At 58.8% G+C, this 25,401-nt stretch carries 26 protein-coding genes and 1 pseudogene; 16 read left to right on the top strand and 11 right to left on the bottom strand.

Annotated features, from left to right (window positions below):
• Position 1: 1 nt before the first annotated feature.
• Positions 2–1,336, bottom strand: a complete 1,335-nt coding sequence (locus tag V5N12_RS16230) for an ABC transporter substrate-binding protein (RefSeq protein WP_332900274.1) — start codon at positions 1,334–1,336, stop codon at positions 2–4.
• 149 nt (positions 1,337–1,485) lie between these two features.
• Between V5N12_RS16230 and V5N12_RS16225 the strand changes: the two genes are divergently transcribed.
• The gene (locus tag V5N12_RS16225; RefSeq protein ID WP_332900273.1) at positions 1,486–2,358 is read left to right on the top strand and encodes an FAD binding domain-containing protein; all 873 of its coding nucleotides are present in this window, start codon (positions 1,486–1,488) and stop codon (positions 2,356–2,358) included.
• Positions 2,355–2,843 carry a (2Fe-2S)-binding protein gene (locus V5N12_RS16220; protein ID WP_332900272.1) on the top strand — a complete coding sequence of 163 codons (489 nt, stop codon included), beginning with the start codon at positions 2,355–2,357 and terminating at the stop codon, positions 2,841–2,843. Before V5N12_RS16225 ends, V5N12_RS16220 begins: the two co-directional genes overlap by 4 nt.
• Positions 2,844–2,864: 21 nt before the next feature.
• On the opposite strand, the gene V5N12_RS16215 is transcribed toward V5N12_RS16220, so the two are convergent.
• The gene (locus V5N12_RS16215; protein ID WP_332900271.1) at positions 2,865–5,189 is read right to left on the bottom strand and encodes a xanthine dehydrogenase family protein molybdopterin-binding subunit; all 2,325 of its coding nucleotides are present in this window, start codon (positions 5,187–5,189) and stop codon (positions 2,865–2,867) included.
• 94 nt (positions 5,190–5,283) lie between these two features.
• On the opposite strand from V5N12_RS16215, the gene V5N12_RS16210 reads away from it, so the two are divergent.
• The 3 genes from V5N12_RS16210 (at position 5,284) to V5N12_RS16200 (ending at position 7,383) form a co-directional block, all read left to right on the top strand.
• Complete coding sequence (locus V5N12_RS16210) at positions 5,284–5,931, top strand: cyclase family protein (RefSeq protein ID WP_332900270.1); 648 nt, start codon at positions 5,284–5,286, stop codon at positions 5,929–5,931.
• A gap of 1 nt (position 5,932) precedes the next feature.
• Positions 5,933–6,760 (top strand): carbon-nitrogen hydrolase family protein, encoded by an 828-nt coding sequence (locus V5N12_RS16205; RefSeq protein WP_332900269.1) that lies wholly within the window; start codon positions 5,933–5,935, stop codon positions 6,758–6,760.
• 161 nt (positions 6,761–6,921) lie between these two features.
• The gene (locus V5N12_RS16200; protein WP_332900268.1) at positions 6,922–7,383 is read left to right on the top strand and encodes a CoxG family protein; all 462 of its coding nucleotides are present in this window, start codon (positions 6,922–6,924) and stop codon (positions 7,381–7,383) included.
• Positions 7,384–7,444: 61 nt separating this feature from the next.
• Here the strand turns inward: V5N12_RS16200 and V5N12_RS16195 are convergent, their stop codons facing one another.
• Complete coding sequence (locus V5N12_RS16195) at positions 7,445–9,820, bottom strand: xanthine dehydrogenase family protein molybdopterin-binding subunit (RefSeq protein WP_332900267.1); 2,376 nt, start codon at positions 9,818–9,820, stop codon at positions 7,445–7,447.
• Positions 9,821–10,049: 229 nt separating this feature from the next.
• Between V5N12_RS16195 and V5N12_RS16190 the strand changes: the two genes are divergently transcribed.
• The 4 genes from V5N12_RS16190 (at position 10,050) to V5N12_RS16175 (ending at position 12,823) form a co-directional block, all read left to right on the top strand.
• The gene (locus V5N12_RS16190; protein WP_332900266.1) at positions 10,050–10,931 is read left to right on the top strand and encodes an FAD binding domain-containing protein; all 882 of its coding nucleotides are present in this window, start codon (positions 10,050–10,052) and stop codon (positions 10,929–10,931) included.
• Positions 10,931–11,437 (top strand): (2Fe-2S)-binding protein, encoded by a 507-nt coding sequence (locus V5N12_RS16185; RefSeq protein WP_332900265.1) that lies wholly within the window; start codon positions 10,931–10,933, stop codon positions 11,435–11,437. The genes V5N12_RS16190 and V5N12_RS16185 overlap by 1 nt, the downstream gene beginning before the upstream one ends.
• Positions 11,438–11,580: 143 nt before the next feature.
• A complete protein-coding gene (locus tag V5N12_RS16180) occupies positions 11,581–12,408 on the top strand; it encodes an SDR family oxidoreductase (RefSeq protein WP_332900264.1) in 828 nt (275 codons plus the stop codon).
• A gap of 4 nt (positions 12,409–12,412) precedes the next feature.
• Positions 12,413–12,823 carry a VOC family protein gene (locus tag V5N12_RS16175; protein WP_332900263.1) on the top strand — a complete coding sequence of 137 codons (411 nt, stop codon included), beginning with the start codon at positions 12,413–12,415 and terminating at the stop codon, positions 12,821–12,823.
• 315 nt (positions 12,824–13,138) lie between these two features.
• Here V5N12_RS16175 and V5N12_RS16170 read toward each other — a convergent pair whose 3' ends face one another.
• Entirely contained in the window at positions 13,139–14,089 is a 951-nt protein-coding gene (locus V5N12_RS16170; protein ID WP_332900262.1) for a DMT family transporter, read from the bottom strand.
• Positions 14,090–14,311: 222 nt separating this feature from the next.
• Here V5N12_RS16170 and V5N12_RS16165 point away from each other — a divergent pair, with 222 nt between their 5' ends.
• Positions 14,312–15,100, top strand: a complete 789-nt coding sequence (locus tag V5N12_RS16165; RefSeq protein ID WP_332900261.1) for a helix-turn-helix transcriptional regulator — start codon at positions 14,312–14,314, stop codon at positions 15,098–15,100.
• 129 nt (positions 15,101–15,229) lie between these two features.
• Here the strand turns inward: V5N12_RS16165 and V5N12_RS16160 are convergent, their stop codons facing one another.
• Positions 15,230–15,865, bottom strand: a complete 636-nt coding sequence (locus V5N12_RS16160; RefSeq protein ID WP_332900260.1) for a rhomboid family intramembrane serine protease — start codon at positions 15,863–15,865, stop codon at positions 15,230–15,232.
• A gap of 190 nt (positions 15,866–16,055) precedes the next feature.
• On the bottom strand, positions 16,056–16,436 hold the full coding sequence (locus tag V5N12_RS16155) for a helix-turn-helix transcriptional regulator (RefSeq protein ID WP_332900259.1): 381 nt from the start codon (positions 16,434–16,436) through the stop codon (positions 16,056–16,058).
• A 369-nt stretch (positions 16,437–16,805) separates the two neighbouring features.
• Between V5N12_RS16155 and V5N12_RS16150 the strand changes: the two genes are divergently transcribed.
• Together V5N12_RS16150 and V5N12_RS16145 are read left to right on the top strand one after the other, a co-directional pair.
• Positions 16,806–17,228: an NUDIX hydrolase gene (locus tag V5N12_RS16150; RefSeq protein ID WP_332900258.1), complete on the top strand. Its 423-nt coding sequence runs from the start codon at positions 16,806–16,808 to the stop codon at positions 17,226–17,228.
• 487 nt (positions 17,229–17,715) lie between these two features.
• The gene (locus V5N12_RS16145; protein WP_332900257.1) at positions 17,716–17,844 is read left to right on the top strand and encodes a hypothetical protein; all 129 of its coding nucleotides are present in this window, start codon (positions 17,716–17,718) and stop codon (positions 17,842–17,844) included.
• Positions 17,845–17,874: 30 nt separating this feature from the next.
• Here the strand turns inward: V5N12_RS16145 and V5N12_RS16140 are convergent, their stop codons facing one another.
• On the bottom strand, positions 17,875–19,149 hold the full coding sequence (locus V5N12_RS16140; RefSeq protein ID WP_442904987.1) for an orc1/cdc6 family replication initiation protein: 1,275 nt from the start codon (positions 19,147–19,149) through the stop codon (positions 17,875–17,877).
• A 770-nt stretch (positions 19,150–19,919) separates the two neighbouring features.
• Positions 19,920–20,351 carry a hypothetical protein gene (locus V5N12_RS16135; RefSeq protein WP_332900255.1) on the bottom strand — a complete coding sequence of 144 codons (432 nt, stop codon included), beginning with the start codon at positions 20,349–20,351 and terminating at the stop codon, positions 19,920–19,922.
• A gap of 396 nt (positions 20,352–20,747) precedes the next feature.
• Here V5N12_RS16135 and V5N12_RS16130 point away from each other — a divergent pair, with 396 nt between their 5' ends.
• The 3 genes from V5N12_RS16130 to V5N12_RS16120 are packed head-to-tail and all read left to right on the top strand — an operon-like array spanning position 20,748 to position 23,643.
• On the top strand, positions 20,748–21,713 hold the full coding sequence (locus tag V5N12_RS16130) for a hypothetical protein (RefSeq protein WP_332900254.1): 966 nt from the start codon (positions 20,748–20,750) through the stop codon (positions 21,711–21,713).
• Positions 21,710–22,711 (top strand): hypothetical protein, encoded by a 1,002-nt coding sequence (locus V5N12_RS16125; RefSeq protein WP_332900253.1) that lies wholly within the window; start codon positions 21,710–21,712, stop codon positions 22,709–22,711. Before V5N12_RS16130 ends, V5N12_RS16125 begins: the two co-directional genes overlap by 4 nt.
• Positions 22,711–23,643 carry a hypothetical protein gene (locus V5N12_RS16120; RefSeq protein ID WP_332900252.1) on the top strand — a complete coding sequence of 311 codons (933 nt, stop codon included), beginning with the start codon at positions 22,711–22,713 and terminating at the stop codon, positions 23,641–23,643. Before V5N12_RS16125 ends, V5N12_RS16120 begins: the two co-directional genes overlap by 1 nt.
• Before the next feature lie 155 nt (positions 23,644–23,798).
• Here V5N12_RS16120 and V5N12_RS16115 read toward each other — a convergent pair whose 3' ends face one another.
• Together V5N12_RS16115 and V5N12_RS16110 are read right to left on the bottom strand one after the other, a co-directional pair.
• The gene (locus tag V5N12_RS16115; protein WP_332900251.1) at positions 23,799–24,038 is read right to left on the bottom strand and encodes a hypothetical protein; all 240 of its coding nucleotides are present in this window, start codon (positions 24,036–24,038) and stop codon (positions 23,799–23,801) included.
• Positions 24,039–24,072: 34 nt separating this feature from the next.
• Entirely contained in the window at positions 24,073–24,249 is a 177-nt protein-coding gene (locus tag V5N12_RS16110; protein WP_332900250.1) for a hypothetical protein, read from the bottom strand.
• Between V5N12_RS16110 and V5N12_RS16105 the strand changes: the two are divergent.
• A pseudogene (locus tag V5N12_RS16105) lies at positions 24,230–24,439 on the top strand (transposase); the annotation flags it as partial. The gene V5N12_RS16110 and the pseudogene V5N12_RS16105 overlap by 20 nt on opposite strands.
• Positions 24,440–24,765: 326 nt before the next feature.
• Here V5N12_RS16105 and V5N12_RS16100 read toward each other — a convergent pair.
• The gene (locus V5N12_RS16100) at positions 24,766–25,110 is read right to left on the bottom strand and encodes a DUF6788 family protein (protein ID WP_332900249.1); all 345 of its coding nucleotides are present in this window, start codon (positions 25,108–25,110) and stop codon (positions 24,766–24,768) included.
• Between the last annotated feature and the right edge of the window lie 291 nt (positions 25,111–25,401).

The following is a 25,401-nucleotide window of genomic DNA, read 5'->3' as shown; positions in this document are numbered from 1 at the left end:
TTCAGAACGACATCGCAGAGAGGTCACTCTGCGCGTCGAATGTTGGCTCGGACACTTCGATGTGCTCCGCGACGGTCAGCTTCCCGCCTGAAATCTCTTCTATGTACATATCCATAAACGCTTGGTGGTCAGTTCCGCGGAACAGCTTTTTCCCCTGTGGGTAGGCATTCGACTGTTCGACGCTCGGACCCGTTTCGAACCACTCGATGAACGCTTGGTTGTCGCTTTCAGAACTCCATCCAGTTTCGGTGACGGCGTCTTTAATCCACGAGAGCGCCTCGTACGAGACGAAGTAGTGGCCGCCGTTTAGAACCTGGTCGGATTCATCGACCCGTGCAATGTCTCGCAGGTGGCGGTTGTACTCGTTGTCCGCCTCTTCGAGCCGCCGCGGGAGCATCGTCACGTATGCCGCGCCGTCTGCACCCGCATCGAGGCCGCTCACGTCAACGCCCTCGACGGAGGCGATTGGGCCGAGACGTGCCCCGGGCGTTCCGAGGTCTGCGCTCTGTTTGAGGAAGTTCAGTGCCGAGGGGCCGACCAGCGCATTGAACAGGACTTCGGTATCGTCAGGTACCTTGTTGAGATAGGAGTTCAAGTCGCTCGTGCCGACCGGAACGGGAATTTCGGTGAGCACCGTACCCGAGCCTTCGACCTCGCGTTTTACCCACTCGGTGTACTGCTGGCCAAAGGCGTAATCCTGGTACATGATGGTCCAGTTTTTGCCCAGATTTTCGAGGCCGTACTGGACCGCGAGGATTGCCGCGTGGTTCGTGCTGTGGTTGTTGCGAATCGTCCAGCGCGTGCCGTCTGCGCCCGTAATCGACGGCGCTTCGCCAATCGGGAAGTACGGGACTTTCAACTGCTTTGCAAGCGGGTTCGTTGCGATGCTTACGCCCGAGGACTGCGACCCGATTACGAAGTCTGCGCCCTTTTGTTGGACGAGTTTACGCATCGCTTGGACGCCCTGTTTGCTGTCGGTGGCCGTGTCTTCGACGACCAACTCGACTTCCGCGCCGTTGATGCCGTCGTTGGCGTTGAGTTCTTCGACGTAGCCTTCGAGGACGCGCTTGTGCCAGTAGCCGTAACTGGCGAGGACGCCCGTCATGTCGGCTTGCAGGCCAATGGTGATTTTGTCGGGGCCGCTTGCGCCGCCGTCTCCACCATCGCCGCCGTCACCGCCATCGCCACCGTCGCCACCATCGCCATTGTTCGACCCTCCGGTACATCCTGCGAGCCCGACGAGTGATGCGGCGCCGAGCCCTCTCAGGGCGCTACGCCGCGAAATACTGCGATTCGATACGCTCTGCCTTGCATTCGGCTTGCCATCTGGTGCCATGGAACACGACCAGATTTCAACTATTCCCACATAAGTGTTGCCGCATACTCACCGATTTTCGCATGTTTCAGCGCGAAATAATCGTTCACCCCCCGAGCGACCCCGGTAGTTTTAAATTTCTGCACAAGGTCGGTTTGCGTGGTGGTCGTGTGAGATATTATCAACCAGAGACAGTCTCAGCAGCGTCGAACCTCCTCCAAGACGAGCCGGGCGCGAAGATAATCGCCGGCGGGCAGAGCATGATGCCGCTGTTGCGACAGGGGATGGTCAAACCCGACGCGCTCGTAGACATTACGCGCGTAGAAGAACTCCAAGGTAGCGTCGAGCAGACAGAGTCAACCGTGCGCGTCAGCGCGTTGCTGACCTACCAAGAGCTGCTCGAACACGAGGTTACAGCCGAGTTGCCGCTGTTGCGAGACTCGCTCGAAGCGATTGGCGACGTACAGGTCAGAAACGCGGGGACAGTAGGCGGCGGTGTCGCCCATGCAGACCCCGCCCAAGACTTCCCGCCCGCCTTGCAGTGTTACGGCACGAACGTCATCATCACCGACGGTGAGCAAGAGCGCACCCACGACATCAACGACTTCTTCATCGACTTCTACTTCACCGAACTCGCGCCCCACGAAATCGTCACCGGCATCGAGATTCAGCGCCCACCGGAACGAGCCGGTGGCGCGTTTGCAAAACACGCCCGGACGCCGGGTGGCTTCTCTGAAGCAGGTGTTGCGGCACTCGTGACGCCCAACGAATCCGGTGACGGCTACGAAGACGTGGCGCTTGCCTACTGTGCAGGCGCACCCGTCCCGCGGCGAGTGCCCGAGGCGGTTGAGGATGCCCTCACCGGAGCACTCACGAAAGACGCAATCCGCGAGGCGGCAGACGCAATCGTCGAAAGCCTCGACAACGTCGGTGACGTGGGCGATTACGACGAATCGTACAACGAACACATCTTTCGCGTGCTGACCAAGCGCGCACTCACGACGGCCGCCGAGCGCTCGGCTGGCCCGGAGGTAGACCTATGAGCACACACGACATCGAAGCTGAACCGAACGAAATCACTCTTGAGCTAAACGGCACCGAACAGTCGTTACCCGCCATCCCCGGCGTCCCGCTCAGAGATTCGCTGCGCGAAGCCGGGCTGACGGGAACGAAAGACAGCTGTGAGGTCGGCAAGTGCGGAGCCTGCACCGTCCTCGTAGACGGCGTCCCAGTCAAGTCCTGTCTGGTGCCCACCCATCAGGCGAAAGACGCTGCCGTGACGACAATCGAAGGCCTCGCCACGGACGGCGACCTGCACCCGGTCCAAGAATCGTTCATCGAGGAGTTCGGCCTGCAGTGTGGCTACTGTACACCCGGCTTCGTCATGTCCACCGTGGCGCTGCTCTCCCAGAATCCCGACCCAACGCGCCAAGAGATTCGAGAGTTCCTGAAAGGCAACCTCTGTCGGTGTACGGGCTACACGAAAATCTTCGACGCGGTGGAAGCGGCAGCAGAAAAACAGCGATAAGCCAGTCAGCACTCAGGCTTCTTACTCCCAGATATCGATGTCGAGCGAGGCGACGACGCGTTCAGCCGAGAGCGGGAGCTTCGTGATGCGCGCACCCGTGGCGTCTTTGACGGCGTTCGCAATCGCCGGGCCAATCGGGATGAGCGCAGATTCGCCGACGCCTTTCGCGCCGTAGGGGCCGTCTCCGTCGGGGGCGGATTCGACCAATTTCGTTTCAATCGTCGGCGTGTGAAGGCTCGTCGGGATGTGGTAATCCATGAGCGAGGCGTTGAGAATCTGGCCTTGGCCGTCGAACTTGACGCCCTCCATCACGGTGTGGCCCATGCCCATGATTGCGCCGCCTTCGATTTGCCCCTCTACGAGCGACGGGTTGATGGCCCGACCCACGTCGTGGGAGGCGATGATGCGCTCGACTTCGATGACGCCCGTTTCGATATCGACCACGACCACCGCACCGTGGGTGGCAAACGAGAACGTCGGGTAGGGTGCGCCCTCGAACGTCGAAAGGTCGAAATCGAAGAGTGGCCGGCACGTCCCGGTTCCGGTGATGAGATGGCCCTCGTGGGTACACGACCGGGACACCTCCTCGAAGGCGAGTTCCTGGTCGCTGTTTTTTGCAGAGACGACGCCGTTTGCGACCGACAAGTCACCGGGCGACACCTGCTCATCGAACTTTTCAGCGAACATCGTGGCAGCGTGGTCAAGCACCTTCGAGAGGGCGTTGCTCGCCGCATCGCTCACGGCGTTTCCGGAAACGAACGTCTGGCGACTGGCGGAGGTTTTCCCGGCTTCGGGGGCTGTCGTGCTGTCACTCACGAAGCGCACGTCTTCGACGGCGAGGCCGAGCGTTTCGGCGGCGATTTGCGTGAGCGCGGTCTGCGAGCCCTGCCCGATTTCCGAGACGGCGCTTTGGACGGTGGCACTGCCATCGGGGTGGATTTCACAGAAGGCGCTGGAGGGGTGATGGTGGCCCGTTTTCCCACAGCCGTACCACATGCTCGCCACGCCGACGCCGCGCCGTTTTGCCGGGTCGTCGGGTTGCTCAATCGTGAGCGCCGCGAGTGCGTCGCCCACGTCGTCGATGGTTTCCAGCAGGCCGACCGCCTCGATTTCCTGGCCCGTCGTCGTGACCGGCCGCGACCCGTCGAAAGCGTTCTTCCGGCGGAGCGCGACGGGGTCCATGTCGAGTTCGTCGGCCACAGAGTCGAGAATCGACTCGATGGCGAACGTCGTCTGGAACATGTCGAACGAGCGCATCGCGCCGCCCCACGGCTTGTTCGTGTAGACCGCACGCCCGGAGGCGCGGACGGCTTCGACGTTGTAGGGGCCGGTGCAATGGACGAGCGCGCGAACCGCGACCGCGCTCGAAAACGAAACGTACGCGCCGCCGTCGACAGTCACGTCGGCTTCCATTGCGCGAATCGTTCCGTCCGCGTCGGCGGCGACGCGATAATCGAGGTGGAGGGTGTTGCGCTTGACCGTCCCCTGAAACTCCTCGTCGCGCTTGTACTGGACGCGAACCGGGCGTTTGGTCACCCACGAGGCGAGCGCGGCGTAACACGGTTGGTTGTGTTCGAGCTTCGAGCCGAAGCCGCCGCCGACCGCCGGGCGGTTCACCTCGATATCGCGCTCGCGGATGCCGAGCACGCGCGCGATGTTCGCCCGGTCGCCGTGGGGATGTTGGGTGCTCGTCCACACCTCGACGGAGTCATCGTAGGCGCGCGAGGCGACGCTCGCCTCCGGTTCGAGCGCGACGTGGTCTATCATCGAGGACTCGTAATCGTCTTCGACGACGATGTCTGCATCCGCGAAGGCTGCGTCCGGGTCGCCGCGGTCGAAGGCGTACTCATCGATGAGGTTGCCCGACTCGTGGATTGGCGCTGCGTCGTCTGCGAGTGCTTCGGCTGCGGTAATCGCCGCATCGAGACGCTCGTACTCGACGTCGATGGAGTCTGCGGCGCGGCGGGCGGTGGTCGGGTCTTCTGCGACGACGATGGCAACGGGGTCGCCAAGATACCGTACCTTCTCGCCGTTGAGGAGAGGTTGGTCGGGGGTGATGACGCCGATGTTCGACTCGCCCGGGATGTCCTCGGGGAGGACGACATCGATGACGCCGTCCATCGAAAGGGCGTCACTACAGTCGATGTCGAGGACGAGCGCGTGGGCAACGCTACTGCGAACGACCTGCGCGTGGGCCAAATCGTCGAAGGGGATGTCCGCGGTGTAGTCCATCTGCCCCGTCACCTTCCCGAGGGCGTCAACGCGGTGGTGTGAATCCCCCACCGGCCCCGGCGGCGCGGTGTCTGCGTGCACCGCTGGGTCTCGCTCAGTGTCTTGCTGACTCATACCACACACGATTCGACCCGTCTGCATTAAGCTATCGCCAATTGTCAGTTCAGGCACCAAGCTATATGTGCCCAACCCACAGAGTGAGAGTCGTATGCGGATACGAGACCTTTCCATCGCAGTCGACGAAGAGACGAGTGTCCCACCGAAACTCCCGACGTTCAGACAAGGGCGGGTCGTCCGCCACGAGGAGTCGAACTACGAGAGCGACTTCATGGCGACGACCACCCACATCGGGACGCACATGGACTCGCCCTACCACTTCGACGCAGACGGGCGGAAAATCGGTGACATCGACCTCGAAGAGACCATCCGGCCGACCAAGCGAGCCGACGTGCGCGACATTGCAGAGCCGAACGCCGAGATTACCTTAGAACAGGTAAAAGAGCGCCTGCCGTCGCCCGTCGAAGAGGGTGAGTTCCTGTTCGTTCACACCGGGTGGTCGGACAAACACGTGAACACGCCCGAGTTCTACGGCAACAACCCGTACTACGCAGAAGACATCGCAGAGTACGTCGTGGAGACAGGTGCCCGCGGACTCATCACCGACGCCGCCATCGACCCCGGCGACGAGGGGTACCGCAACCACTACACCTTACTGGAGGCGGACAAAGTCATCGTCGAGAACGTCGTCAACTGCGACGGACTCCCAGACGAGTTCACGACGTGGGTGATTCCAATGCGGCTCAAAAACGGCGACGGCGCACCCGCGCGAGTGTTCGTCGTCCTCGACGAGGAGTGAGATGGTGCGCGTTGCCACCGTGCAGTTCGAAGCCGGGCCGGATGCGACGCCCGAAGCAAACGTCGCGCGTGCAAGCGAGGTACTCAGAGCCAATGTCGCAGACGTAGACCTCGCCTGCCTCCCGGAGTATTTTGCGACGCCATACTTCCCGAAGGAGCAGGATCCGGAGTCGTTCGACTTCGCCGTAACTGAGGAGAGTCCGCTCGTTGAGACGCTCTGTGAGGTGGCAGCCGAAATCGAGACGGCACTCATTCTCCCCATCTTCGAGAAGGGTCACCCCGGCGGCCGCTATTACAACACGGCGCTGGTGGTGAGCAAGGCTGGTGAGATTGTCGGCAAGTATCGAAAGCTCCACCCGTTCCAGCGACCGGGCTACAACGAGACATACTACTTCTCGCCGGGCGACCTCGGCGCACCCGTGTTCGAAGTGGCAGGACTGTCGGTCGGCGTCATGATTTGCTACGACCGCCACTTCCCCGAGATTGCGCGGGTACAAGCGCTGCGGGGGGCGGACATCGTGTTCGTGCCGACGTGCAGTTTTGGCGAGGAGAACCGCGATGCGGTCTGGAGCGCCGAACTGAGGGCGATGGCCGTCTCGAACTCCGTCTACGTCGCGGGCGTGAATCGGGCGGGGACGGAAGGCGGCAGCACGCACTTTGGCGCGTCGATGGTCGCAGACCCGACCGGCGAGGAGCTTGGGAGGCTCGGTCCGGAGCCAGACACGCTCGTTGCAGAGGTCGACCCGAGCCACGTCTCGCAAGTACGGCGAACAACGAAACACCTAAACGATATTCGTGCGGAGTTGTTACCAGACCTCGATAGGTTGTAAGCGCAACCGATTTTTGTTCTAAATTGTGATATGAAAACACGCCCTAAGGGCGTGTGTTTTATTGTCAGAAGTTTGAGTGTATCCGGGGGTGTGCGAACCTGACAATCCGCTCACAGCGGGGAGGCGAAGAATTAAGTGAATGCTAGAGAGTGGTTCTCAGTATGAAGTTCGAGGGAGAGTTCAGCGTAGCAGCAAGCCCTGAAGAAACGTGGGAGTTCCTGCTCGACCCAGACCAACTCGGTTCGTGCATTCCAAACTGCCAAGACGTGACCGTCATCGACGACGAAACGTACACCGCAACAATCGGCATCTCGATTTCGTACATCTCGGCGACGTTCGACACGAACGTCGAGATTGCAGAGCAAGAAGAAGAGGAGTATCTGAAAGTCCACCTGACTGGCGACGCCTCGGAAGGCGATAGTCGGATGGAAGCCACCGGCGAGATGTGGATGAGCGAACGCGAGGATGGCGGGACGGACATCAAGTACGTGAACGCCGTGGACGTGACCGGCCGGGTGATGAACATGGGCAGTCGCATCGTCAAAAGCGTCGGCCAGCGCCAGACGACAAAGACCGTAAACAACATCCAAGAAGCACTCGGCACGCCGAAAGCCGAAGTCTAATCGGCCTCGATTTTTCGAAAATTCGTAGGAAAGCAGCGATCGCGCTAAAAGTCGTGACCGCTCAGGCGTCGTTGTCCGAATCGACCGCCTTCAGAATCTCTTCTGGCGTGAACGGGATGTGCGTCAGTCGCACGCCGGTCGCGTCTTTGATAGCGTTGCCAATGGCGGCCGCACTCGGGATGAGGACGGCTTCACCGACGCCTTTCGCGCCGTAAGGACCTTCTTCGTCGTGTGTTTCAACGATTTCAGTGTGCACCTCAAGCGGGTGCTCGGTCGAGAACGGCACCTTGTAGTCGAGCAGGTTCGCGTTCTCGAAGCGGCCGTTGTCGTGAGTTAACTCCTCGTAGAGCGTCGAGCCAATGCCCATACTAATGCCGCCTTCGAGCTGTCCTTCGACCATCTTCGGGTTGAGCGCGCGGCCCACGTCGTACACCGAGGCGAACTGGTTGAAGCGCACCTCGCCGGTGTAGCGGTTGATTTCTAAGTCACAAGCCTGTGCGCCGTGAGTGTAGAAGGCGGTGAGTCGGTCGCCATGGCCCGTCTCGGGGTCAACGTTCTCGACCGGCGAGTGCCACGTCGCCTTCCCGAGAATCTCGCCGCCCTCCATCAGGAAGCCACCGCCGCCGAACACCGTCGGCTCGAACAGTTGGTCGAAGGTGATTCCGTTGTCACGGTCGCCTTCAACGTACACCAACCCGCCGTCGGTCTCCAAATTCTCGGGTTCGGCGTCGAGTTTGACGGCGGCGTGTTCGTAGAGTTGCTCTTTGGCGTCGATACAGGCCTTTCGCACCGCGTTGCCCGTGTTGAATGTGAGCCGACTCGAAATCGAACCGTCGTCGTAGGGCGTAACCTCCGTGTCGCCCTTGAGCACGCGCACGTCGTCTAAGTCAACGCCGAACTCCTCTGCGGCGATCTGGGCGAGCACGGTCATCGAACCGGTGCCGATCTCCTCTGCGGTGGTGCGCACCTCGATGCGCCCGTCTTCGTGTACCTTGACGAACGCGCTTGAAGCGGTTGGCGCCATGCTGTACTTGCTCCCCTGTGCGAGGCCGACGCCGCGAATCCACTCGTCGTCGTCGCTTTCTGCGCCGTCCATCTCGACTGCCGCTGCCGCGCGGCGCAGGCACTCTTTCGCGCCCATGCTCTTCATCTGTTCTCCCGCCGGGTTCACGTCGCCGGACTCCATCGTATTTTTCTCGCGGAATTCGACCGGGTCCCAGCCCTGGTCCATGATGGCGTCTTCGACCAGCGATTCGATGGCGAAAATGAGCTGTGAGTTCCCGAAGCCGCGGAACGACCCCGCGACGGGCAGGTTGGTGTACACCCCATAGGAGTCGAATTTCAGGTGGGGGATGTCGTAGGTCCCGACCGCAGCGAACCCACAGTTGCGCGTGACGAGGAAGCCCGTACCGGCGTAGGCACCGCCGCCGAGGTAGGCTTGGGTTTCCATCGCCACGAGGCGCTGGTCGTCGGTGACGCCGATTTTCAGGTCGATTTCGAACGGCGTGCGGTAGGTGCCCTCGATGAACTGGTCTTGTCGGGAGAAGGCGAGTTTGACCGGCCGCCCGTCGGTGTGTTGGGCCACGGCGGCCGCAATCGGCTCGGTGACGCCCTCTTTTCCGCCGAAGCTTCCGCCGACGTAGGGCACCTTCAGGTGCACCTTCGAAGAGGGCACGTCGAACGCGGTTGCGAGCATGTTCTTCACGCGGTAGGTCGTGTTCGTCGAGGTCCAGACGCGGAGTTCGCCGTCGGTCGTCCACTTCGCGACGGTGACGTGCGGTTCCATCTGGACGTGGTGCATCATCCCCGTCGAAAACGAACCTTCGTAGATGTGGTCTGCTTCGTCGAAGCCAGCGTCGATGTCGCCGGTGCGAATCCGGTGGTTCGCGTGGAGGTTCGGCCGCTCGGGGTCGAGCCGTGGTTCGAGCACGCCCGTCTGTTCGTATTCTCCGAGTCCTTCGTGAACGACTGAGGGTGGGTCTTCAGACAGTGCTTCTCGCGTATCAAAGACAGCAGGGAGTTTCTCGTATTCAATATCCACCGCGTCAGTGGCCTTTCGCGCGAGCTCTTCGCTCTCTGCGGCGACGGCGACGACGGCCTCACCCACGAACCGAACCTTCTCTTTCGGGAGGATAGATTCATCGAGAATGCCCGCACCGTAGCGCCCGTCAGGTACGTCATCGCCCGTGACGACCGCGTGGACGCCGTTCATCTCTTCTGCCGCACTCGTGTCGATATCGAGAATCCGTGCGTGGGCATGTGGGCTTTTGACCGTCTCGACGTGTAACATCCGCGGGAGGTCAATATCGTAGGTGTACTCGGCCTCGCCGACGATTTTACTGACGGCGTCGAGGCGTTGCCGTGAGGAACCGACCACCTTCGTATCGAGATTTGTGGAGTCCTCACGGTGACTGGCCACTGGCTCTTGTTGACTCATACCAACCGCGTATTGAATGGTACGCCATATAATGTTTGGTACGAACCGACAAACCAGTTGTCGCGCCGACACGCGACGGGAGTGGTGTCACACATCGTGACGCTCGCGCCGTGTAACAACTGGATGAGATCACCAGGAGGGGTCGCCTCCGCGTGTGCAGTGTCAGGAATTGTCGTGTGTGCCGCGTTCGCATAGACTTATGTGACTCCACTCGAAAGCCGAGTGTAGAATGGCAACAGAGCTGACCGAGGAGGGTGAGTTCCATCGAGCGTCATCTATCGAGGAGGCCGTCACACTCCTAGAAGAGCGCAACGCCGCGCTCATCTCAGGAGGGCAAAGCCTCATGCCGCTGATTCGACAGGGGCTGATAGACCGCGACGTCATCGTCGATATTTCGGGCATCGACGACCACACCGACATCGCCGTCACGGACGACGGCCTCCAGTTGGGTGGGCTTGCGACTCACCGCGACCTCATCGAGGCAGACCTCTGGGAGACGCCGTATCGCGCGCTCCCGGAGACGGCAAAAGAAATCGGAGACAAGCAGGTACGAAACTGGGGAACCATCGGCGGGTCAGTCGCCCACGCAGACCCCTCACTCGACTACCCGCCGACGATGATTGTACTGGATGCGGGGGTGCAGTACACGGATGGCACCGAGACGAAGGAAGTGCCCATCGACGAGTTCTACCTCGGCCAGTACTTCACCGTGCTCGAACCGCACGAAATCGTCATCGGCGTTCGCGTTCCAAAGCCGTCTGCGAACACGGGCGTCGCCTTCGAGAAGTTCGCGTGGCGACGCGGCGATATGTCGCTCGTGAACGTCGCCGCGAGCGTGACCGTCGATGAGACCGGAAGCGAAATCGAAGCCGCACGCATCGCGGTCGGTGCGATGGGGCCAACCCCGCTTCGGCTCACGGAACTCGAAGCCGAACTCGTCGGGAGCGACCCCAGCGATGAATCCCACCAGCAGGCGGTCGCAGACCGCGTCGGTGAGTTCACCGAACCCGTTCCCGAGGCCCACGGCTCTGTCGAGTACAAGAACCGCATCGCGACCAACCTCACGAGAAAAACGATTCGTACCGCCATCGAGCGGGCAACGGAGAACTGATGAAAGTACCACTCACTGTCAACGGAACCGACGAGGTCGTAGAGGCACGGCCGATGGCACCGCTCTCAGAGCTGCTGCGCGATGGCCTCGAACTGAAAGGCACGAAACGCGGCTGTGAAACAGGTAAGTGCGGCGCGTGTACCGTCTTGGTCGATGGAAAGGCAACCAAATCCTGTCAGCGCCTCGCGGGGCAGGCCGCAGAGAGCACCGTCGTCACCATCGAAGGGCTGGCCAAACACGCCGGCGATGACGACGACCTTCATCCGGTCCAACAGGGGTTCATCGACAACTTCGGGATGCAGTGTGGCTACTGTACGCCGGGGATGGCGATGGCTGCAGTTGCCCTGTTAGAGGAGAACCCAAACCCCACGCGAACAGAGATTCAAGAAGGTATCAAAGGCAACCTCTGTCGGTGTACGGGCTACACCAAGATTTACGACTCCATCCTCGATGCCGCGGCGCAGGTCGAGGATACGACAATCGAGTCTTCAGCATCAGGCGACTGATACATTCGAAACGAAACCACCCCTCATTCGCCCAGAATGAGCGACAGCGCGGCTTTTCTTCGACACCAAAACATACCATATTGGCATCACATAGCATGACGTTTTATATACGATAGCGAATATGGTCAATCCGTGTTAGCCATATGGAGCTAGGCATTGCTGGAAAGACTGCAGTTGTTACAGGCGGAAGCAAAGGTATCGGGAACGCGATTGCGCGAAATCTCGCCTCGGAAGGAGCGAATCTCGCCATTTGTGCGCGGCGAGCTGGCCCGCTCGAAGAGGCCGCAGCCGACTTAGAAGAGGAATTCGGAATCGAGTGTCTCCCGATAACCGCTGACTTGACGAAGCGCGAAGACGCAGCCGCGTTCGTCAAAGAGGCAGCAGAGCACTTCGAGGGCATCGATATCTTCGTCAACAACGCGGGGAGCGCCCCCGGTGGCGAACTAGAAAATCTCGACGAGGACGACTGGTACCAAGCACTCGACCTCAAGTTGATGGGCCACGTCCGTGGCGCAACAGAGGCCATGCCGTATCTGGTCGAAAGCGGCGGCAACCTCGTCAACCTCATCGGGAACGACGGCTCAAAGCCGAGTCCCGGCGAACTCGCCCCCGGTGCGGCGAACGCCGCGGACATCAACATGACGCTCGCGCTCTCGAAGCAGTACGGGCGGAAAGGCGTTCGCGTAAACGCCGTCAACCCCGGCCCCGTCGCCACCGAGCGTTGGGACTACCTCGTCGAGATTATGGCCGACGAACAAGAGCTGACCTTCGACGAGGCGATGCAGGTTGCAGAGAACTCGATTCCACTCGGCCGCATCTGCACGCCAGAAGAGGTTGCAAACGTCGTTGCGTTCCTCGCCTCCGAGCCAGCGAGCTTCGTAAACGGTGCAGTGGTCGAAGTCGACGGCGGCCAAGAGAAGGCGCTGCTCGAATTCGACACGATTCGCGCCGCGAGCGAAAACCTGAGCTAACGCGATGGCAGCCGTAGAGTTCACCCAGATTGACCACCTCGGAATACCCGTGTGGGATGCAGACGGCGCGGCGGCGTTCTACGAACACGCGGGCGTCTCCGTTGTGATAGACGAGACGCTAGACGAGTACAACATCCGCGCCGTGTTCCTCGACATCGACGGCGTGTACGTCGAGTTTCTCGAGCCGACGGGGCCGGGGAACGTGAAAACGTTTCTCGAAACCCACGGCCCGGGCATCCAACACGTCGCCTACCGCGTCCCGGACATCGCGCAAGCGGTGGTCGCGCTTCGAGACGCGGGCGTCGAGTTCAAAAGTGACGAGCCAATGGCCGGGGCGGGAAACTCGGAGATAATCTTCGTCGAAGAACGATACACCGGCGGCTTGCAGGTCGAACTCGTCGAACGGCACGACTGACGAACGCAGCCACGAATCCAGTCACTCGGTTTCCTCCCACGGCGAGGGAACTGGGAGACTACCCGAACAGTTTTGACCGCGCCACACAACGAAGTTGCTACGGAGTTCCTACTGTACTCATTTTGAGGGTAAGTCGAGTGTCACCGAACACAGTCGCGCTCACACAGTGTTGCGAAATCCACACACGCAGACAGCCCTCGCGGCTGGAACACAGCTCAGACAGATTGGATGGTTTAGGTAGTTTGGACGGTTTTGGTAGATTTGCTAGATTGGCTGTGAGAAATAGGTGTGAACTGGCGGTCGTCTGGTCTAGGCTTAGCGAATGGTGCTCGGAAGCCACCGGTCTGCAAGCGTACCGGGCACCCCACGGAGGTTCGTCGAAATCGAGGCGCTTCCGAGCACCGCGAAGCCAGTGAATATCGTCGCGAATCCAGCGAGGGTGAGCGACGAGATCGACTCTCCGAGGAACACGGCTCCGAGGAGCGTGGCGACGATGGGGACGGCGTAGAACACGAGGTTTCCGTGGATGGCTCCCACGTCGTCAAGTAACCCAAAGTAGGCGATGTACGCCACGGCCCCGGCGAAGATACCGACGTAACCGAGGGCGAAAAGTGCCGTCGGCGTCCACGTGACCGCCGCGAGCGACTCGCCGCTGGCGGCACTCATAGCGTGGGTGAGCGCGGCACTCACGGGGAGTGCCCACGCGGTGCGGGCGGTACTTGAGAGGTCGGTGTCAGCCCAGCGGACGAGGACGGTTCCGAGCGCGCCGCTCGCCGCCCCGCCGAAGATGATTGCCTTGCCAAGCCCACCGCCACCGAGGAGGTTTGCTGGGTCGGGCTGCACCACGAGCGCGACACCGAGCAGGCCAATAAGGAGGCCAGCACCACCGCGCGCAGAGAGGCGTTCGTCCGCGAGGAATCCGGCGGCGAACAGCGGCGTGAGCATCGGATTCAGACTGAAGATAATCGACCCGACGCCGCTCGAAACGTACTGCTGGCCAACGAACAGGAGGGCGTTTGCGAGGCCGATTGCGAACAGCCCGGTTGCAAGAATGCCGACCACGTCGCGGCGAGTCCTCGGAAGTAAGTTCTCTCGTGAGGTGGCCGAAAACGCGTATGCAGCAAGCACAACTGCGGCGATGTCGAAGCGAAAGGCGACGAACAGCAGTGGTGGGAAGTAGGCAAGTCCGGCTTTGGCGGCGACAAACGTCCCGCCAAAGAACACGCTCACGAGGATGAACATGCTGAAGGTTTTCCGACGACCCATCAGCGCGGCCCTCCCGCGAGCGCAGGGCTCTCGACAGCAACTGACCGTTCCGAAATGAGAGTGATTGAACGCACGTAGTAGACCACACGCACGCAAGCGCCATACGTTGGTTCAGAAATCATTTCATCGCAGGAAATCGAGTGAGTGGAGCAGGGGCTGTCACGCGGTGAAACTGTTTCACGCCGCGAAATTGCTAAGGGCGACGGGGCAATAGGGAGAGCCATGGAATCGGCGCTCGAAGAAATCGAGTTTCTCACGCTTTCTCCAAACCGGGTCAGAATCCTCTCGTTGCTCGCGACTGAACCGCACACGCGCCGCGAGCTGGTCGCCAAAACGGGCGCGTCCCAACCAACGCTCAGCCGGATTCTGAGCGACTTCGAGGAGCGAAACTGGATTACCCGCGAGAACAGCGATTACATGGCAACGGCGACCGGCCGCCTCGTCGCAAACGGCTTCGGCGAACTGCTCTCGGTCATTGAAACTGAAGCGAAACTCCGGCCAGTCGTTCGGTGGTTGCCAGCGGACGTGCTCACCTTCGACCTGAGCCACCTCGCAGAGGCGACGATTACTATGCCAACGCAGGTGCGACCGAACGCGCCGGTCAAACGTGTCGTCACACTGCTCCAGCAGGCCACCGACGTGCGAATCGTCTCCTATGCGTTCAACGAACAGAGTTTGGATGTCGTTCAGAAACGGACAGGTGCGGGCGACCAGCAGTTCAAGGGCGTGTTCTCAAAGAGCGCCATCGACGCGCTCGCAGACGACTCACAGCTTCGGATGCGCCTCGAAGCCCTCATGGCTACAGAGGGGGTCGAAATCCGGATGACCGACGACGACCTCCCGCTCGCCGCAACCATCGCAGACGAAGCGGTGCACCTCTTTTTGCGCGATGACTCAGGGCTGGTGCAGGCCGCCCTCGACACCGACGACACAGTTGTCCGTACGTGGGCTAATGAGTTGTTCACCGAACAGTGGGAGGCGGCAGAGCCGGTCACGCTCGGCGAGCACTGAGACGGCTGAAAGCATCCTCAGGGCATACTACGCGTTGGTGGCGTGAAGACCCGACCCTCGGTACGAGCACCGTTTGAGATGGCACAATTCAGAAGTTCGATGAGGGAACGCGTATCGAAGATGCGAGTCTTACCGACGTTGAGACGGAACACGGAGCACCTGGAATCGACCGGCGACCAAGCCCAAAATCGCACCTGTGAGATGGACAATGAGCGCGCTGCCGGGGGCGCTGAAGGCGATGGTGAGTGCGCCAGCCACGACGGCGACGACCACCAACAACACCCGCGGAGGGACGCGAAGTCGAGCGAAGGCGGCAGCGGAGGCAGGATTGCCCGCGAGGACGTACCCAACGAGGGCGAATGCCGCACCGCTTGCGCCGAGTACGGCCGTGGGCTGGCCAAACAATCCACCGACCAAGACCTGTGCAACGCCCGCAACCGCGCCAGTGGTGATGAAAAAGAGGTGGAATCTGAGCCGGGTCGTAGACCAGGCGACGAAGCTGCCCGCGAGAACGATGATGATTGCGTTTGACAGCAGGTGGCCCGGCCCCGCGTGGGCGTAGACGCTCGTAACGAGCGCCCACGGCGGGTTCAACAGTGGAGGCGCGAGAATGAACAGGCCGCTTAGCCCCACGAGCACGCTTGTCCACGTGAGCGTCGAGACGACGAGCATGGCTCCCAAGGTCTGGACGATGGGGTTCTCAGCGATGGAACCGAGCCACGAGTCGGACGTCCGCGAGTCAAGTGAGTCTGCGTAGGAAGACACGATACACCCTGTAGTAGGACGCCCCTGCGTAATAGATTCATGTCTCGCCTATGTGGGCGAGGCTGCGAAAATTTTCAGAAAGAGTCACCGTGGTATCTGAATGTTACTCAGAACGAGGAAAAAAGGACGGGCACCCCCTCGAGGAATCAGCGCGGGAAAACCCCCACGTGTTCCGTCGGTCATCTGCGAGCTATTGGCCCCACGAGAACGCATCGGACGGCGCGGCTTCTGGAAGATACATCGTCTTCTCTCTGCCAATCTGGACGCGGACGATAATTTCGTCGTCTTCGAGCTGTTGGATCAGACGGCTATCCGTCGAACACGACCAGGCCGTCATGTCGGCAAACGCCTGCTGTTGTAGCTCGCCACCGTGATCAGCGAGGATGCTGGTGACGAACTCAGCGGGCGTCAACCCCGCGTGCGTCACCACGTCTGCAAGCGATTCGAGCGCCGCGGGGTTGATGGGCGAAAACTGAGTGGAAACGTCCGCAGATCCGGTTTGTTCGGAGGGCTCTGTGGCGGAGGTGGGTGAAGTGGGTGACTCCTCTGCGTTGCATGATGCTGTGTTCAATTCGAAGAGAGCGCCAACTCTCGATGGGAAATCCCGCAGGCACGCAAGAATCACTGCGGGTGTAGGACGCATTCAAGTAAGGATTGTATTGCTCGACGTAATACTCCTCCACCTCAAGGGTTTGGGTTTCTGGCCCGCGTCGCGAGGCAACTCAGTGGCGGTCGGACAGCGAGTGAACCGTCCAGGTCAAGGCCAACGCGTTCATGTGGGCCATCGACACCGCCGGGGAGGTGAAGAGAGCTTCCGTGTGAATCCTTCGTGTGGCGGACAGCCACGTCCGACCACGATACAAGACGATTGCATACCTAATACGTCACTAGACCCCTTTCAGAAAACCTTTTTGTGGGATACGAGCTTTGTTTTTGTAGAATGAGCGTACAAAAGCCGTCATACGTCCAAAAGGCGTGCGCGTACATCACGCGGGGAGACCACGAGTTGCTCGTGTTCGAGGGGCCTGGCCACGAGGGGTTACAGATCCCAAAGGGGACGATTGAACCCGGCGAGAATCCGCGGACGGCGGTGTTACGTGAAATCATCGAGGAAAGCGGGCTTGGCGCCATCAGCGAAACGCGCCATCTGACGACCGACGTTTGGACGCGCCGCAACTCACCGCCACGGCGCTACATCCGCCACTTCTTCCACACGACTGTCCACGAGCCCCGCGACCGCTGGACGCACACCGTAACCGGGGACGGCGAAGAAAGCGGCGCTGAATTCGAATTTTCGTGGGTTGAACTCCCGGCGAACAGCGATTTCGCCCTCTCGCTCGACGACTACGTCGACCTGCTGTAACGCGACAGCTAAGTAGGGGTACAAACCAGTTTGGGTCGTTTGGCTAGCCAAACGAGTTTGTACGCTTCGACGCGCGAGCGCGGCCGGGAGTGAACCCACACATCACACGACTCAAGACAGCGGAAATAGTGGTGTACAGCCACATAGCCAGAGGACGAACCATGTATGCCCCATACACATTTTGAGAGTTTGGATAGATTGTACAGTTTGGAAATATTGTTCAGAGAAGGTTGTGAGTGGATTGGACCAGACACCCGATCGACCTAATGGTCAACGAAACATCCCCAACATATTCTCTCGAAAACAGCGGAAATTGTGGTGTTACTTCACAAACTGAAGGCGGCTTCGAGAGAATTGAAAGAGTGACGCCTGTCATCGGAACATGTTTTTCGATTGCCACCATTGCCTATGCTATGACTCCGTCTGGTGGGACGAAATTTTCAAACCGGCGGTATCTTGTTTTGAGCGATGTTTTTCGCTGGGGGCGATGGGGCTTTCCTACGAGTACATGGTAGCCGAAGGGAGTTCCAACAGTTTCGTGGTGATTGTCGGAGCAAGCCTCATGCTTGCCGTGTTGGTCACTGGTCTCACACGACTTGACCGACAGAGCGAGTGAAAATTGAGTTGTGAGACGAGACGATTAGTGCTACTTTCGAAACGCCTCGTCGAGCGTGGGCTGGTGGTAGCGTTTGATGCTCTCGTGGGTGCCAACGTACTCAATAGTGTCAGAAAGCGCAGAGAGCACGACCTGTAAATCCTGTTTGAGCGAGTGCTCGCGATACTTCCCACCCGACATACCCTCGTTTTTCTCGATAGAAGTGACGATACCGAGCATCGAGAGGTCTGCGAGGTGGTCGCGCATCCGCCGGCTGGTGAGCGGCTCTGAGTTGATCTGCTTGCAAAACTGCTCGTAGCGCGGCCGGAGTTGGCGAGAGCGAACCGGCGTTTCTCCCGCCGCATCAAGGGTCGCAAGCGCGTAGAGAACAAGTCGAGCGTGTTGGGTGAGTTCTGAGACCCCATCGACGATGCGGTCGCGTTCGAGCTTTTCGCGTGCGTCTTTGACGTGTTGGACGGTGATTTTCTCCGCGCCGTCTTTGCGCGCGAGGTCGCCCGCTTCAAGCAGGAGGTCGAGTGCCTGGCGTGCGTCACCCGCGTCCTGTGCGCCGTAGGCCGCACAAAGCGGGATAACATCCGAGGAGAGCACTTCAGGGTGGAACGCGACCTGCTCGCGCTGGCGAAGCACCGACTGGAGTTCGCTCGCGTCGTAGGGTGGGAACGAAACTTCCTTTTCACAGAGCGACGAGCGCACTTTCGCAGAGAGCGAATCGCGGAACGAAAGGTCGTTACTGATGCCGATAATGCCAATTCTGGAGTTCGTGAGATAGCCGTTCGAGCGCGCGCGAGGAATTTGGTAGAGAATGGAGTTGTCCTTGATGTGGTCAACCTCGTCTAAGACGAGCAAAATTGTTCCCCCGAGGCTGTCGAGTTCGTCCCAGAGATAGCTGTAGACCTGCGCTTGGGGATAGCCTGTGTTGCTGATGTGATTGGCCGGGTCGCGAAGCGTGTTCACGAGTCGGATGGCGACTTGGTAGCTCGAGTTGAGCCCGTCACAGTTGACCTCAATGACATTGAGCGAGACGTCATCGTACTTTTCGACGTCAGCCCGCAGCTGTGAGAGTAAAAATCGAGTCGCTGCTGTCTTCCCAACCCCACTTTTGCCGTAGAGAAAGATGTTCGATGGGGCTTCGCCATTGATGACCGGTTGGAGCGCGGCGTGGAACTCTTCTAGCTCCTCATCGCGACCGACGAGCTCGTCTGGTGTGTACTCTTCGAGGAGCGCATCGCGATTTTTGTAAAGAGAATCGTCCCGCTCGAAACTGAAAGATGTCACGTTGCCACTCGATTCGCTCACAGCGCACATAAAACTAGGGCGTCCGTTGTTTCCGTTGTTTGAATTGTATTTAACTACTTGGGCACCGTGGTTTCCGAAGCTCCATACGTTATATAAGAAGAAAGACCACCATTTCCGTTGTTAATCAGTCATATTTTCCGAGAATGACGTCGACTTTGCGAATGTACACCACTATTTCCGCTGTTTCATCGTCATGAGGGACGCGATAATTTCGAGATGTTGAGCCTACCTGAAGAAATAAAGAAGCGAGGTCGTATCTTACCAAACAATAGCGAGAGATGGTTTGAAATGTTTGGTAAGATACGGTCGGGAGTAGAGCGCTCTGACTGAGGAGATCAAATTGGCCAACCCACGGGAACTGGCGATTGAAGTGAGGGGTTTCGAGCAGCTGAGTGCGATAGCCAAAGAGGATTGAGAGAGAAGGGTGTGCTGAGAAAAGACGATGAAGAAAGAACCCAGAGGGTTGCGTTTCCGTTGTTTCCGCTGTCAGGTTTAATATAAAAGAGGGAGAAACCGCGAGTTCCTTTGTCTCGATTGTAATAAAGACAGTCCCACCCCACTATTTCCGCTGTTTAGAAAAACTGGTGGGTGGGGGTTAGAGAGCGCGTGACCTAGACAAGCGATAGTTTTATTACAAAAGTCGTACAACCATAACCGTAGTGGAGAACTAACAACTAATTAAATCTCTACACTAGTTGTTTGTTTTGTAATCCACCTGTCATATTATCCGCTTCTTCGTCAAATCGTTCTGCTTTCCTACCCACTTCAACAGGCACTCCTCACACTCCCTCCTCCTCTCGCTCAAAGACAGCGGAAACAATGGGGTGGGTGTGTCCCCCCAACACCTTCTCATTATCTCGAGCAATCTCTCTCCATACAACAGCGGAAACGATGGTGGGTGGTGGGCAACCTTCTGAATATCCCCACATACCTCCATCATCATTCGTGATATTCTCCAACTCTCCAAATCGTCTTAACACCATGGTAACACCACTGTTTCCGTTGTCTCGGGTGTGTCTGACACCACTGTTTCCGCTGTCCTCACACTGCTCAATCGAGGGGAGCTGTCTCTTCTGTGCGAGCCGCGCGTCTGGCCGTGGCTCGTGATCTGGAGTGTACGCGGGCTCGGTAGCGATATCGTACTTTTCAGGAAGGACGGGTCTAGCGTTACCATCTACATTCCTGGTGATGACGTGAGTAAGCAAGTCCAAACGGCGTAATCCGACCTCCCCACAAATGCTAGCACCCCCTCCACGACCCGTAGACGTGCCACACCCTGTTTCTGTGCTGTTTCTAACTCCTCACACTCAGTCATTCACGGAGTGAGTTGGGTTTCACAGCGTAGGTTGGGTTCGCATACTGATTTGTTTCATCACAACAGACGTCCGGCTCAGCAGCCACGCCGATATATTAAAATATTATTTCATTTATGCCTAGTAGTGCCCTGATAGCCAGTTTCTACTCCGACAAAACACGTCAGTGTCTCTTGCAACTCAATAGTTTCTATAATATATATTCTATTAACTAAATTACCAATTAGGATATATTTAAGCTGTGACTTGCCGAATATTGACTGTTCGACCGCGTCCGTCGACAGGAGGAAGCAAGTGACATTCACAGACAATAGCGACGTGTACACGTCGCTCCACGAAGACGGCATCAACCAAGTCATCCGGCACACCATGCAAAAGCGGCCGTCGCTCTTTCATTACGGCACCGAGAATGTGGTGAACTCCGCCGCACTCATGCGACGATTCCGACGGTTTAGCGGCCTTTGTGCCCGAATCAACTACGCGCCTGAGGTTGTCTTGTGGGACAATCCTTTGATGAGCGTTGAAGACCCGTTCCCGGTGCTCGGGACTGACGATCTCGTCGCGCTCGACTACTGCTTTCAAGTAACTAATCTCGACATCGACTTCTCGCCTGACGACCCCCCTGCTGACGTTGGGGACCAACAGTTCGCCGCACGCGTCGTGGTTTGTGCAGGCCTTGCCTGTCCGGAGGAAGAAGCGTTCGCACAGATTCGCGACGAACTCGCAGACCTCCGCGCGGAGTGGGGCGACCGACTTACTGACGCGGACTTCCGCACAGAACTTGGCTTGCCCCTGATTCCATCCGCAGAGGGACTCTCGTGTTTCTGTCTCGGTGTGACCGTCGTCGGGTCGGTTGGCATGCGCGGGCCGGGTGCCGATGGGACGGTCGTCACCGAGGAGGATGCAGAGACCGGCCTCAGCATCGAGATTGCGGGAACTCCGCAACTCCGAGTCGACGATGTAACTCTCTTCGAACCAGACGGTGACCGTTTCACCTTCCCGGAGGGGTTGACCGCGAGCATGACCTGCTATCTGCGCTCGTTCGTCGAGTTCTCGCTCATTCCGGCGCTTGAAGCTGCACTTGAACGCATCGTCATCGACCTCCCCACCGAAGGATTCCTCGCGTTCGATTTGAGCGGGGCAACCCTCAGAATCTCGTTCCCAACGTCGGGGGCGATTCCGAACAACCCCGCCATTGAGGATGATCAAGTTAAAGTCTATACTGACGTGACGCTCACTGGCCCCGGAGGCAGCCCATGAGCCACCTGACGATGGCCGTCTCAGAGGCGATGTTCAACAACGTACTCGACGTGTTGCTCGACGAGCGCGTGACGACCATCGACTACGAGAAGGAAGCCGAAATCTCAGGCGCGCTCACCGCAGGCATCGACGTAGAGGCACACTTCGAACTCGACGCCATCGATTTTCGCGACACGCCAGACCGCATCAAAATCGACGAACTCGACGTGGTCTACGACGTGCTCGATCTCTATCTCGACGTCGATATCGACGAAATCTGTATCGGCGGATTCTGCATCATTCCGTGGTTCAACGGCTGTGCCGTTCGCGCGCCTGAAATCTGCCTGTTCGAGGCCGACCCCGACCTACACATCCCCCTGTCGCTCGGGGGAATCGTTCGTTCTGAGGTATCGGCGCTCGTTGCGCTCACCGTCGACTATGCCCACAACCGTGGGACGATGGACTACCTGACGGCGCAGGTTGAAGAACACAACCAACTTGCGGCGCGCCCGGCCGGTGAGACCGGCCCGCTCGACCCACCCGTGGTCAACAGTTGGGACGTGTCGTTTTACCCCGACACACTCGATATCGACCTGCTCGACGTGGCCGACATCGTTGGCGACCTGCTCGAAAGTGCCATCGAATTCCTCATCGACGATCTTCTCGGGTGGCTTCCAGGCTGGGCGAGGGACGTACTCCATGGCATCTTCGGCTCGTTTGTCGACATCGTTCGGGCGGCACTCGACTTGCCCGACGACCTCGGAGAGTGGCTCTCTGACCTCATCGGCGTGAGCCTCGACTTCGAGGGGTTCCTCATCGAAGTGTTCGATGAGTTCCTCTTCGACTATCCAGTCTTCAGCATCGAAGACCCGTTCCCGGTGCTTGACTGGAGTCCACCGCTTGGCGAACCCGTGCCACCTGGCGAGACCCGGCTCATCCCAGTCAAAGTGCCTATCGAGAACCTTGCAATCGACCTCGCAGACACCGAACTCGTCATCACCATGGAGGTGGGCAACTGATGCTCCGACTCAACAAACACCTATTCACCGAAACGAAAACCGACAGCGGTGCACTGACCGTCCTCGGAACGCTCATCCACCGATTTACCAGCCCCGGCGAGTATCTCGTCGCGGTCAGCCGCGCGGGAAAACCTGTTGGCCAACGGCTCATCGTCGTCGATGCACAGTACCACTCGATGCGCGCGGTTATCGACCTCGCGAGCATCACGGAGGGGAGTGGTGACACAGCGTGCTCGTGTGAGCCAGAAACGTTCGACTGTATTCGCCCTGATGGCTACGCTATCTTCCACGTCTCGCGCGGGCGAGGTGGCTATGCGGTCACCATCTCTTCGCTCACAGACGACAAAGGCGACCAAGGTGACAAACGCACCAAAGGCGACAAACGCGACACACGCACCAAACGCAACAAAAGCGACGGCCACGAGTTCGACAGCGCGACACTCACCGAGTACGACACCGTCTCTGTGACGCTGTTCCGTCCCGGGACGTACGCACTGCGAAACGAACTTACCGAGCACGAAGTGACCGTCGAAGTGTCCTATCCAGACGGAGAACGTCCCGGCGAACCGGTTCGCGTCACATGCACCGACCGCGGCTTTTCACCTGATGGCATCACGCTCGCCCCGGCACAGGGGCTCGTCGTCGACATCGAAACCAAAGCTCGGGTGACAGTCACTCTCCGTGAACCTCACAAGCGCGCCACGGCCGAGGTGTCGGGCGACCGGCCTCCGCGGGGTGCGCGTACTCGCGCTGGCCGCCCGAGCGTCGACCCGCGAAAGCACTCTGTCGACCGCCTCAAACGCGAGCTAGCGCACGTCGACCGGCCGAGCGAACTTCGTCTCATTCACGCAATCGAGCGTACCTCACGCAACCGGAGCGATGCCCGTACAGCCATCGAAGAACGTCTACGTGCTGTCAACGATCGCAACTAATTCTCTAAAATCAGCAACATCTACGGATGGTGGGTGTGTCAGTGACGGCGGTGTACCTCACACCGAGTCGACGATTATGAACGTGAGGGATTTGGGGGACGCTGGCGGATTGCCGACTGAGATGCACGGCTCTCGGTAACGGCTGTTCTGTGAACTCAGTTCTCGAATTCGTCGTCGTATTGTTCGTAGGTAATCGTCAGTTTGCCTGTGGTGGGACGTTTCGCTGCATCTCGGAGCGTTTTGAACGATTCGAGGAGTTCGCTTGTGTCGTCAGAGTCCTCCCGGCCGCTCGATGACTCTTCTCGAATCGTATCGTATACTCGCTCCAGGATGCGCCGAGCGGCATACGAATCCGTTTGTGAGTCAATATCGAAGGAAGCCACGTATCGCGACATACTCAGATATAGCTCTCCACGGGGTTAACAACCATCATGTTTCAGCGGGAGTCATGTCATCAGCCCCGTCCGAGATGATTCTCGTCCCCCCGAATTTGCCGGTTCGGACAGCGGTGAGGATGTTCTCTGGATCGGTTCCATCGATAACCACTGTTTCGCAGTGTGCACGTTGAATCATCTTCGCGGCGAGAAGGTCGATTAAACGGTTCATGGCGGCGACGACCTCCAAGAACTTCATCCTGCGGTTCTTCTACTTCGCGTTCGCGTGCTTGTTGTACTCGATATGGCGGGCGGTGGATCTTCTGGTTCAGGTCGAGTTGACGGGTGAGTACGAGCACTCTCCGATTGTGACTGCGGACAATACGCTCACGCTGTTGAAGAAGGAAACTGGAATTGGGTGATCGGAGGGCTGAGACGACAGAGACTGAGTGCTGGTGAGCAGCAGCGCTGACCAAAATTCTTGATATAACTGATTCGAGTTGGATTGCTAACTCGAGCAGGCGTCTTGACCCGAGTTTGAAGCACGTCTAGTTCGGTGGTTCGTCTGAAACCGTGCATCCTGACGGTGCTATTGCCCGTGTAGTCTCAACTTCCGCCCCTATCTTTATATATCGCAATATTTGGTTTATACAACTCTCGTTCCGTCTCTTGAGGCAACCAAATCTCGACCACAGTAACCTCGAAAACCACCCCAAAGCGGCCTCATTGACACCACCATTTCCGTTGTTTACTCCTGGACTCGGCCCTTGTACTCCCACTTGAGCGACTCACCTTGTCGAGTGACGACGTACTTGTACGGCCCGTGCAGGTGGCCCCGTGCACACCGACAGCCAGACTTGCCGCAGGTAACTTTCTTGATGACGACCGTGCCAGACTCACTGTGTTCTACCTCCACGAGCTGCTCGTCGTTGTCCTGTAGCTCGGATTCATCGGTGACTGGACGGTCGCTCAGCCACTCGATTCGCGCCTCACAGTACGCAATGATGGCTTCGAGTGAGTCTGCTCCCTGTCGGTCAAGCCCCTCGCGGATGTAGTTCGGAATCGCTTCCGGTGGTGCCGGTGATTCGCCCATCTTACCAAACATTTCGAACACCACCCTGGTAATTGTTTGGTAAGACTGAACTTCGACCAGTTGTGCCAAACCAACGCGTTTGGCGCGTTATTCGCTCTTTTCGTGTTCTGCTCGCTTTGCCCGTTGTGCGCCGTTGTACGTCTCTACTCGACAAAACTGCCGAACTGGCAATATTGGTTTGGATATTTTGTATGGTTGTGATGGTTTTGATAGTTGTGCGACCACCCGTTCCTTCGCAAGAATTGTTAGCTGAAAAGCAACTGAATCTTGCTGATAGCGGCTTTCAAACCC

The organism is Haladaptatus sp. CMSO5 (assembly GCF_036689885.1).
In the GTDB taxonomy this organism is placed as follows: domain Archaea; phylum Halobacteriota; class Halobacteria; order Halobacteriales; family Halococcaceae; genus QDMS2.
The sequence above is the reverse complement of the archived record's forward strand: the minus strand, read 5'-3'. Positions and strand labels throughout refer to the sequence as shown.

Excerpts from the sequence above, each read along its gene's own strand:
- V5N12_RS16170 (WP_332900262.1), bottom strand. The coding sequence starts at position 14,089 with ATGGGTCGTCGGAAAACCTTCAGCATGTTCATCCTCGTGAGCGTGTTC.
- V5N12_RS16220 (WP_332900272.1), top strand. The coding sequence starts at position 2,355 with ATGAGCACACACGACATCGAAGCTGAACCGAACGAAATCACTCTTGAG.
- V5N12_RS16150 (WP_332900258.1), top strand. The coding sequence starts at position 16,806 with ATGAGCGTACAAAAGCCGTCATACGTCCAAAAGGCGTGCGCGTACATC.
- V5N12_RS16210 (WP_332900270.1), top strand. The coding sequence starts at position 5,284 with ATGCGGATACGAGACCTTTCCATCGCAGTCGACGAAGAGACGAGTGTC.
- V5N12_RS16185 (WP_332900265.1), top strand. The coding sequence starts at position 10,931 with ATGAAAGTACCACTCACTGTCAACGGAACCGACGAGGTCGTAGAGGCA.
- V5N12_RS16140 (WP_442904987.1), bottom strand. The coding sequence starts at position 19,149 with ATGTGCGCTGTGAGCGAATCGAGTGGCAACGTGACATCTTTCAGTTTC.
- V5N12_RS16100 (WP_332900249.1), bottom strand. The coding sequence starts at position 25,110 with ATGGGCGAATCACCGGCACCACCGGAAGCGATTCCGAACTACATCCGC.
- V5N12_RS16110 (WP_332900250.1), bottom strand. The coding sequence starts at position 24,249 with ATGAACCGTTTAATCGACCTTCTCGCCGCGAAGATGATTCAACGTGCA.
- V5N12_RS16205 (WP_332900269.1), top strand. The coding sequence starts at position 5,933 with ATGGTGCGCGTTGCCACCGTGCAGTTCGAAGCCGGGCCGGATGCGACG.
- V5N12_RS16215 (WP_332900271.1), bottom strand. The coding sequence starts at position 5,189 with ATGAGTCAGCAAGACACTGAGCGAGACCCAGCGGTGCACGCAGACACC.
- V5N12_RS16200 (WP_332900268.1), top strand. The coding sequence starts at position 6,922 with ATGAAGTTCGAGGGAGAGTTCAGCGTAGCAGCAAGCCCTGAAGAAACG.
- V5N12_RS16195 (WP_332900267.1), bottom strand. The coding sequence starts at position 9,820 with ATGAGTCAACAAGAGCCAGTGGCCAGTCACCGTGAGGACTCCACAAAT.
- V5N12_RS16115 (WP_332900251.1), bottom strand. The coding sequence starts at position 24,038 with ATGTCGCGATACGTGGCTTCCTTCGATATTGACTCACAAACGGATTCG.
- V5N12_RS16120 (WP_332900252.1), top strand. The coding sequence starts at position 22,711 with ATGCTCCGACTCAACAAACACCTATTCACCGAAACGAAAACCGACAGC.
- V5N12_RS16145 (WP_332900257.1), top strand. The coding sequence starts at position 17,716 with ATGGGGCTTTCCTACGAGTACATGGTAGCCGAAGGGAGTTCCAACAGT.
- V5N12_RS16165 (WP_332900261.1), top strand. The coding sequence starts at position 14,312 with ATGGAATCGGCGCTCGAAGAAATCGAGTTTCTCACGCTTTCTCCAAAC.
- V5N12_RS16125 (WP_332900253.1), top strand. The coding sequence starts at position 21,710 with ATGAGCCACCTGACGATGGCCGTCTCAGAGGCGATGTTCAACAACGTA.
- V5N12_RS16190 (WP_332900266.1), top strand. The coding sequence starts at position 10,050 with ATGGCAACAGAGCTGACCGAGGAGGGTGAGTTCCATCGAGCGTCATCT.
- V5N12_RS16230 (WP_332900274.1), bottom strand. The coding sequence starts at position 1,336 with ATGGCACCAGATGGCAAGCCGAATGCAAGGCAGAGCGTATCGAATCGC.
- V5N12_RS16180 (WP_332900264.1), top strand. The coding sequence starts at position 11,581 with ATGGAGCTAGGCATTGCTGGAAAGACTGCAGTTGTTACAGGCGGAAGC.
- V5N12_RS16175 (WP_332900263.1), top strand. The coding sequence starts at position 12,413 with ATGGCAGCCGTAGAGTTCACCCAGATTGACCACCTCGGAATACCCGTG.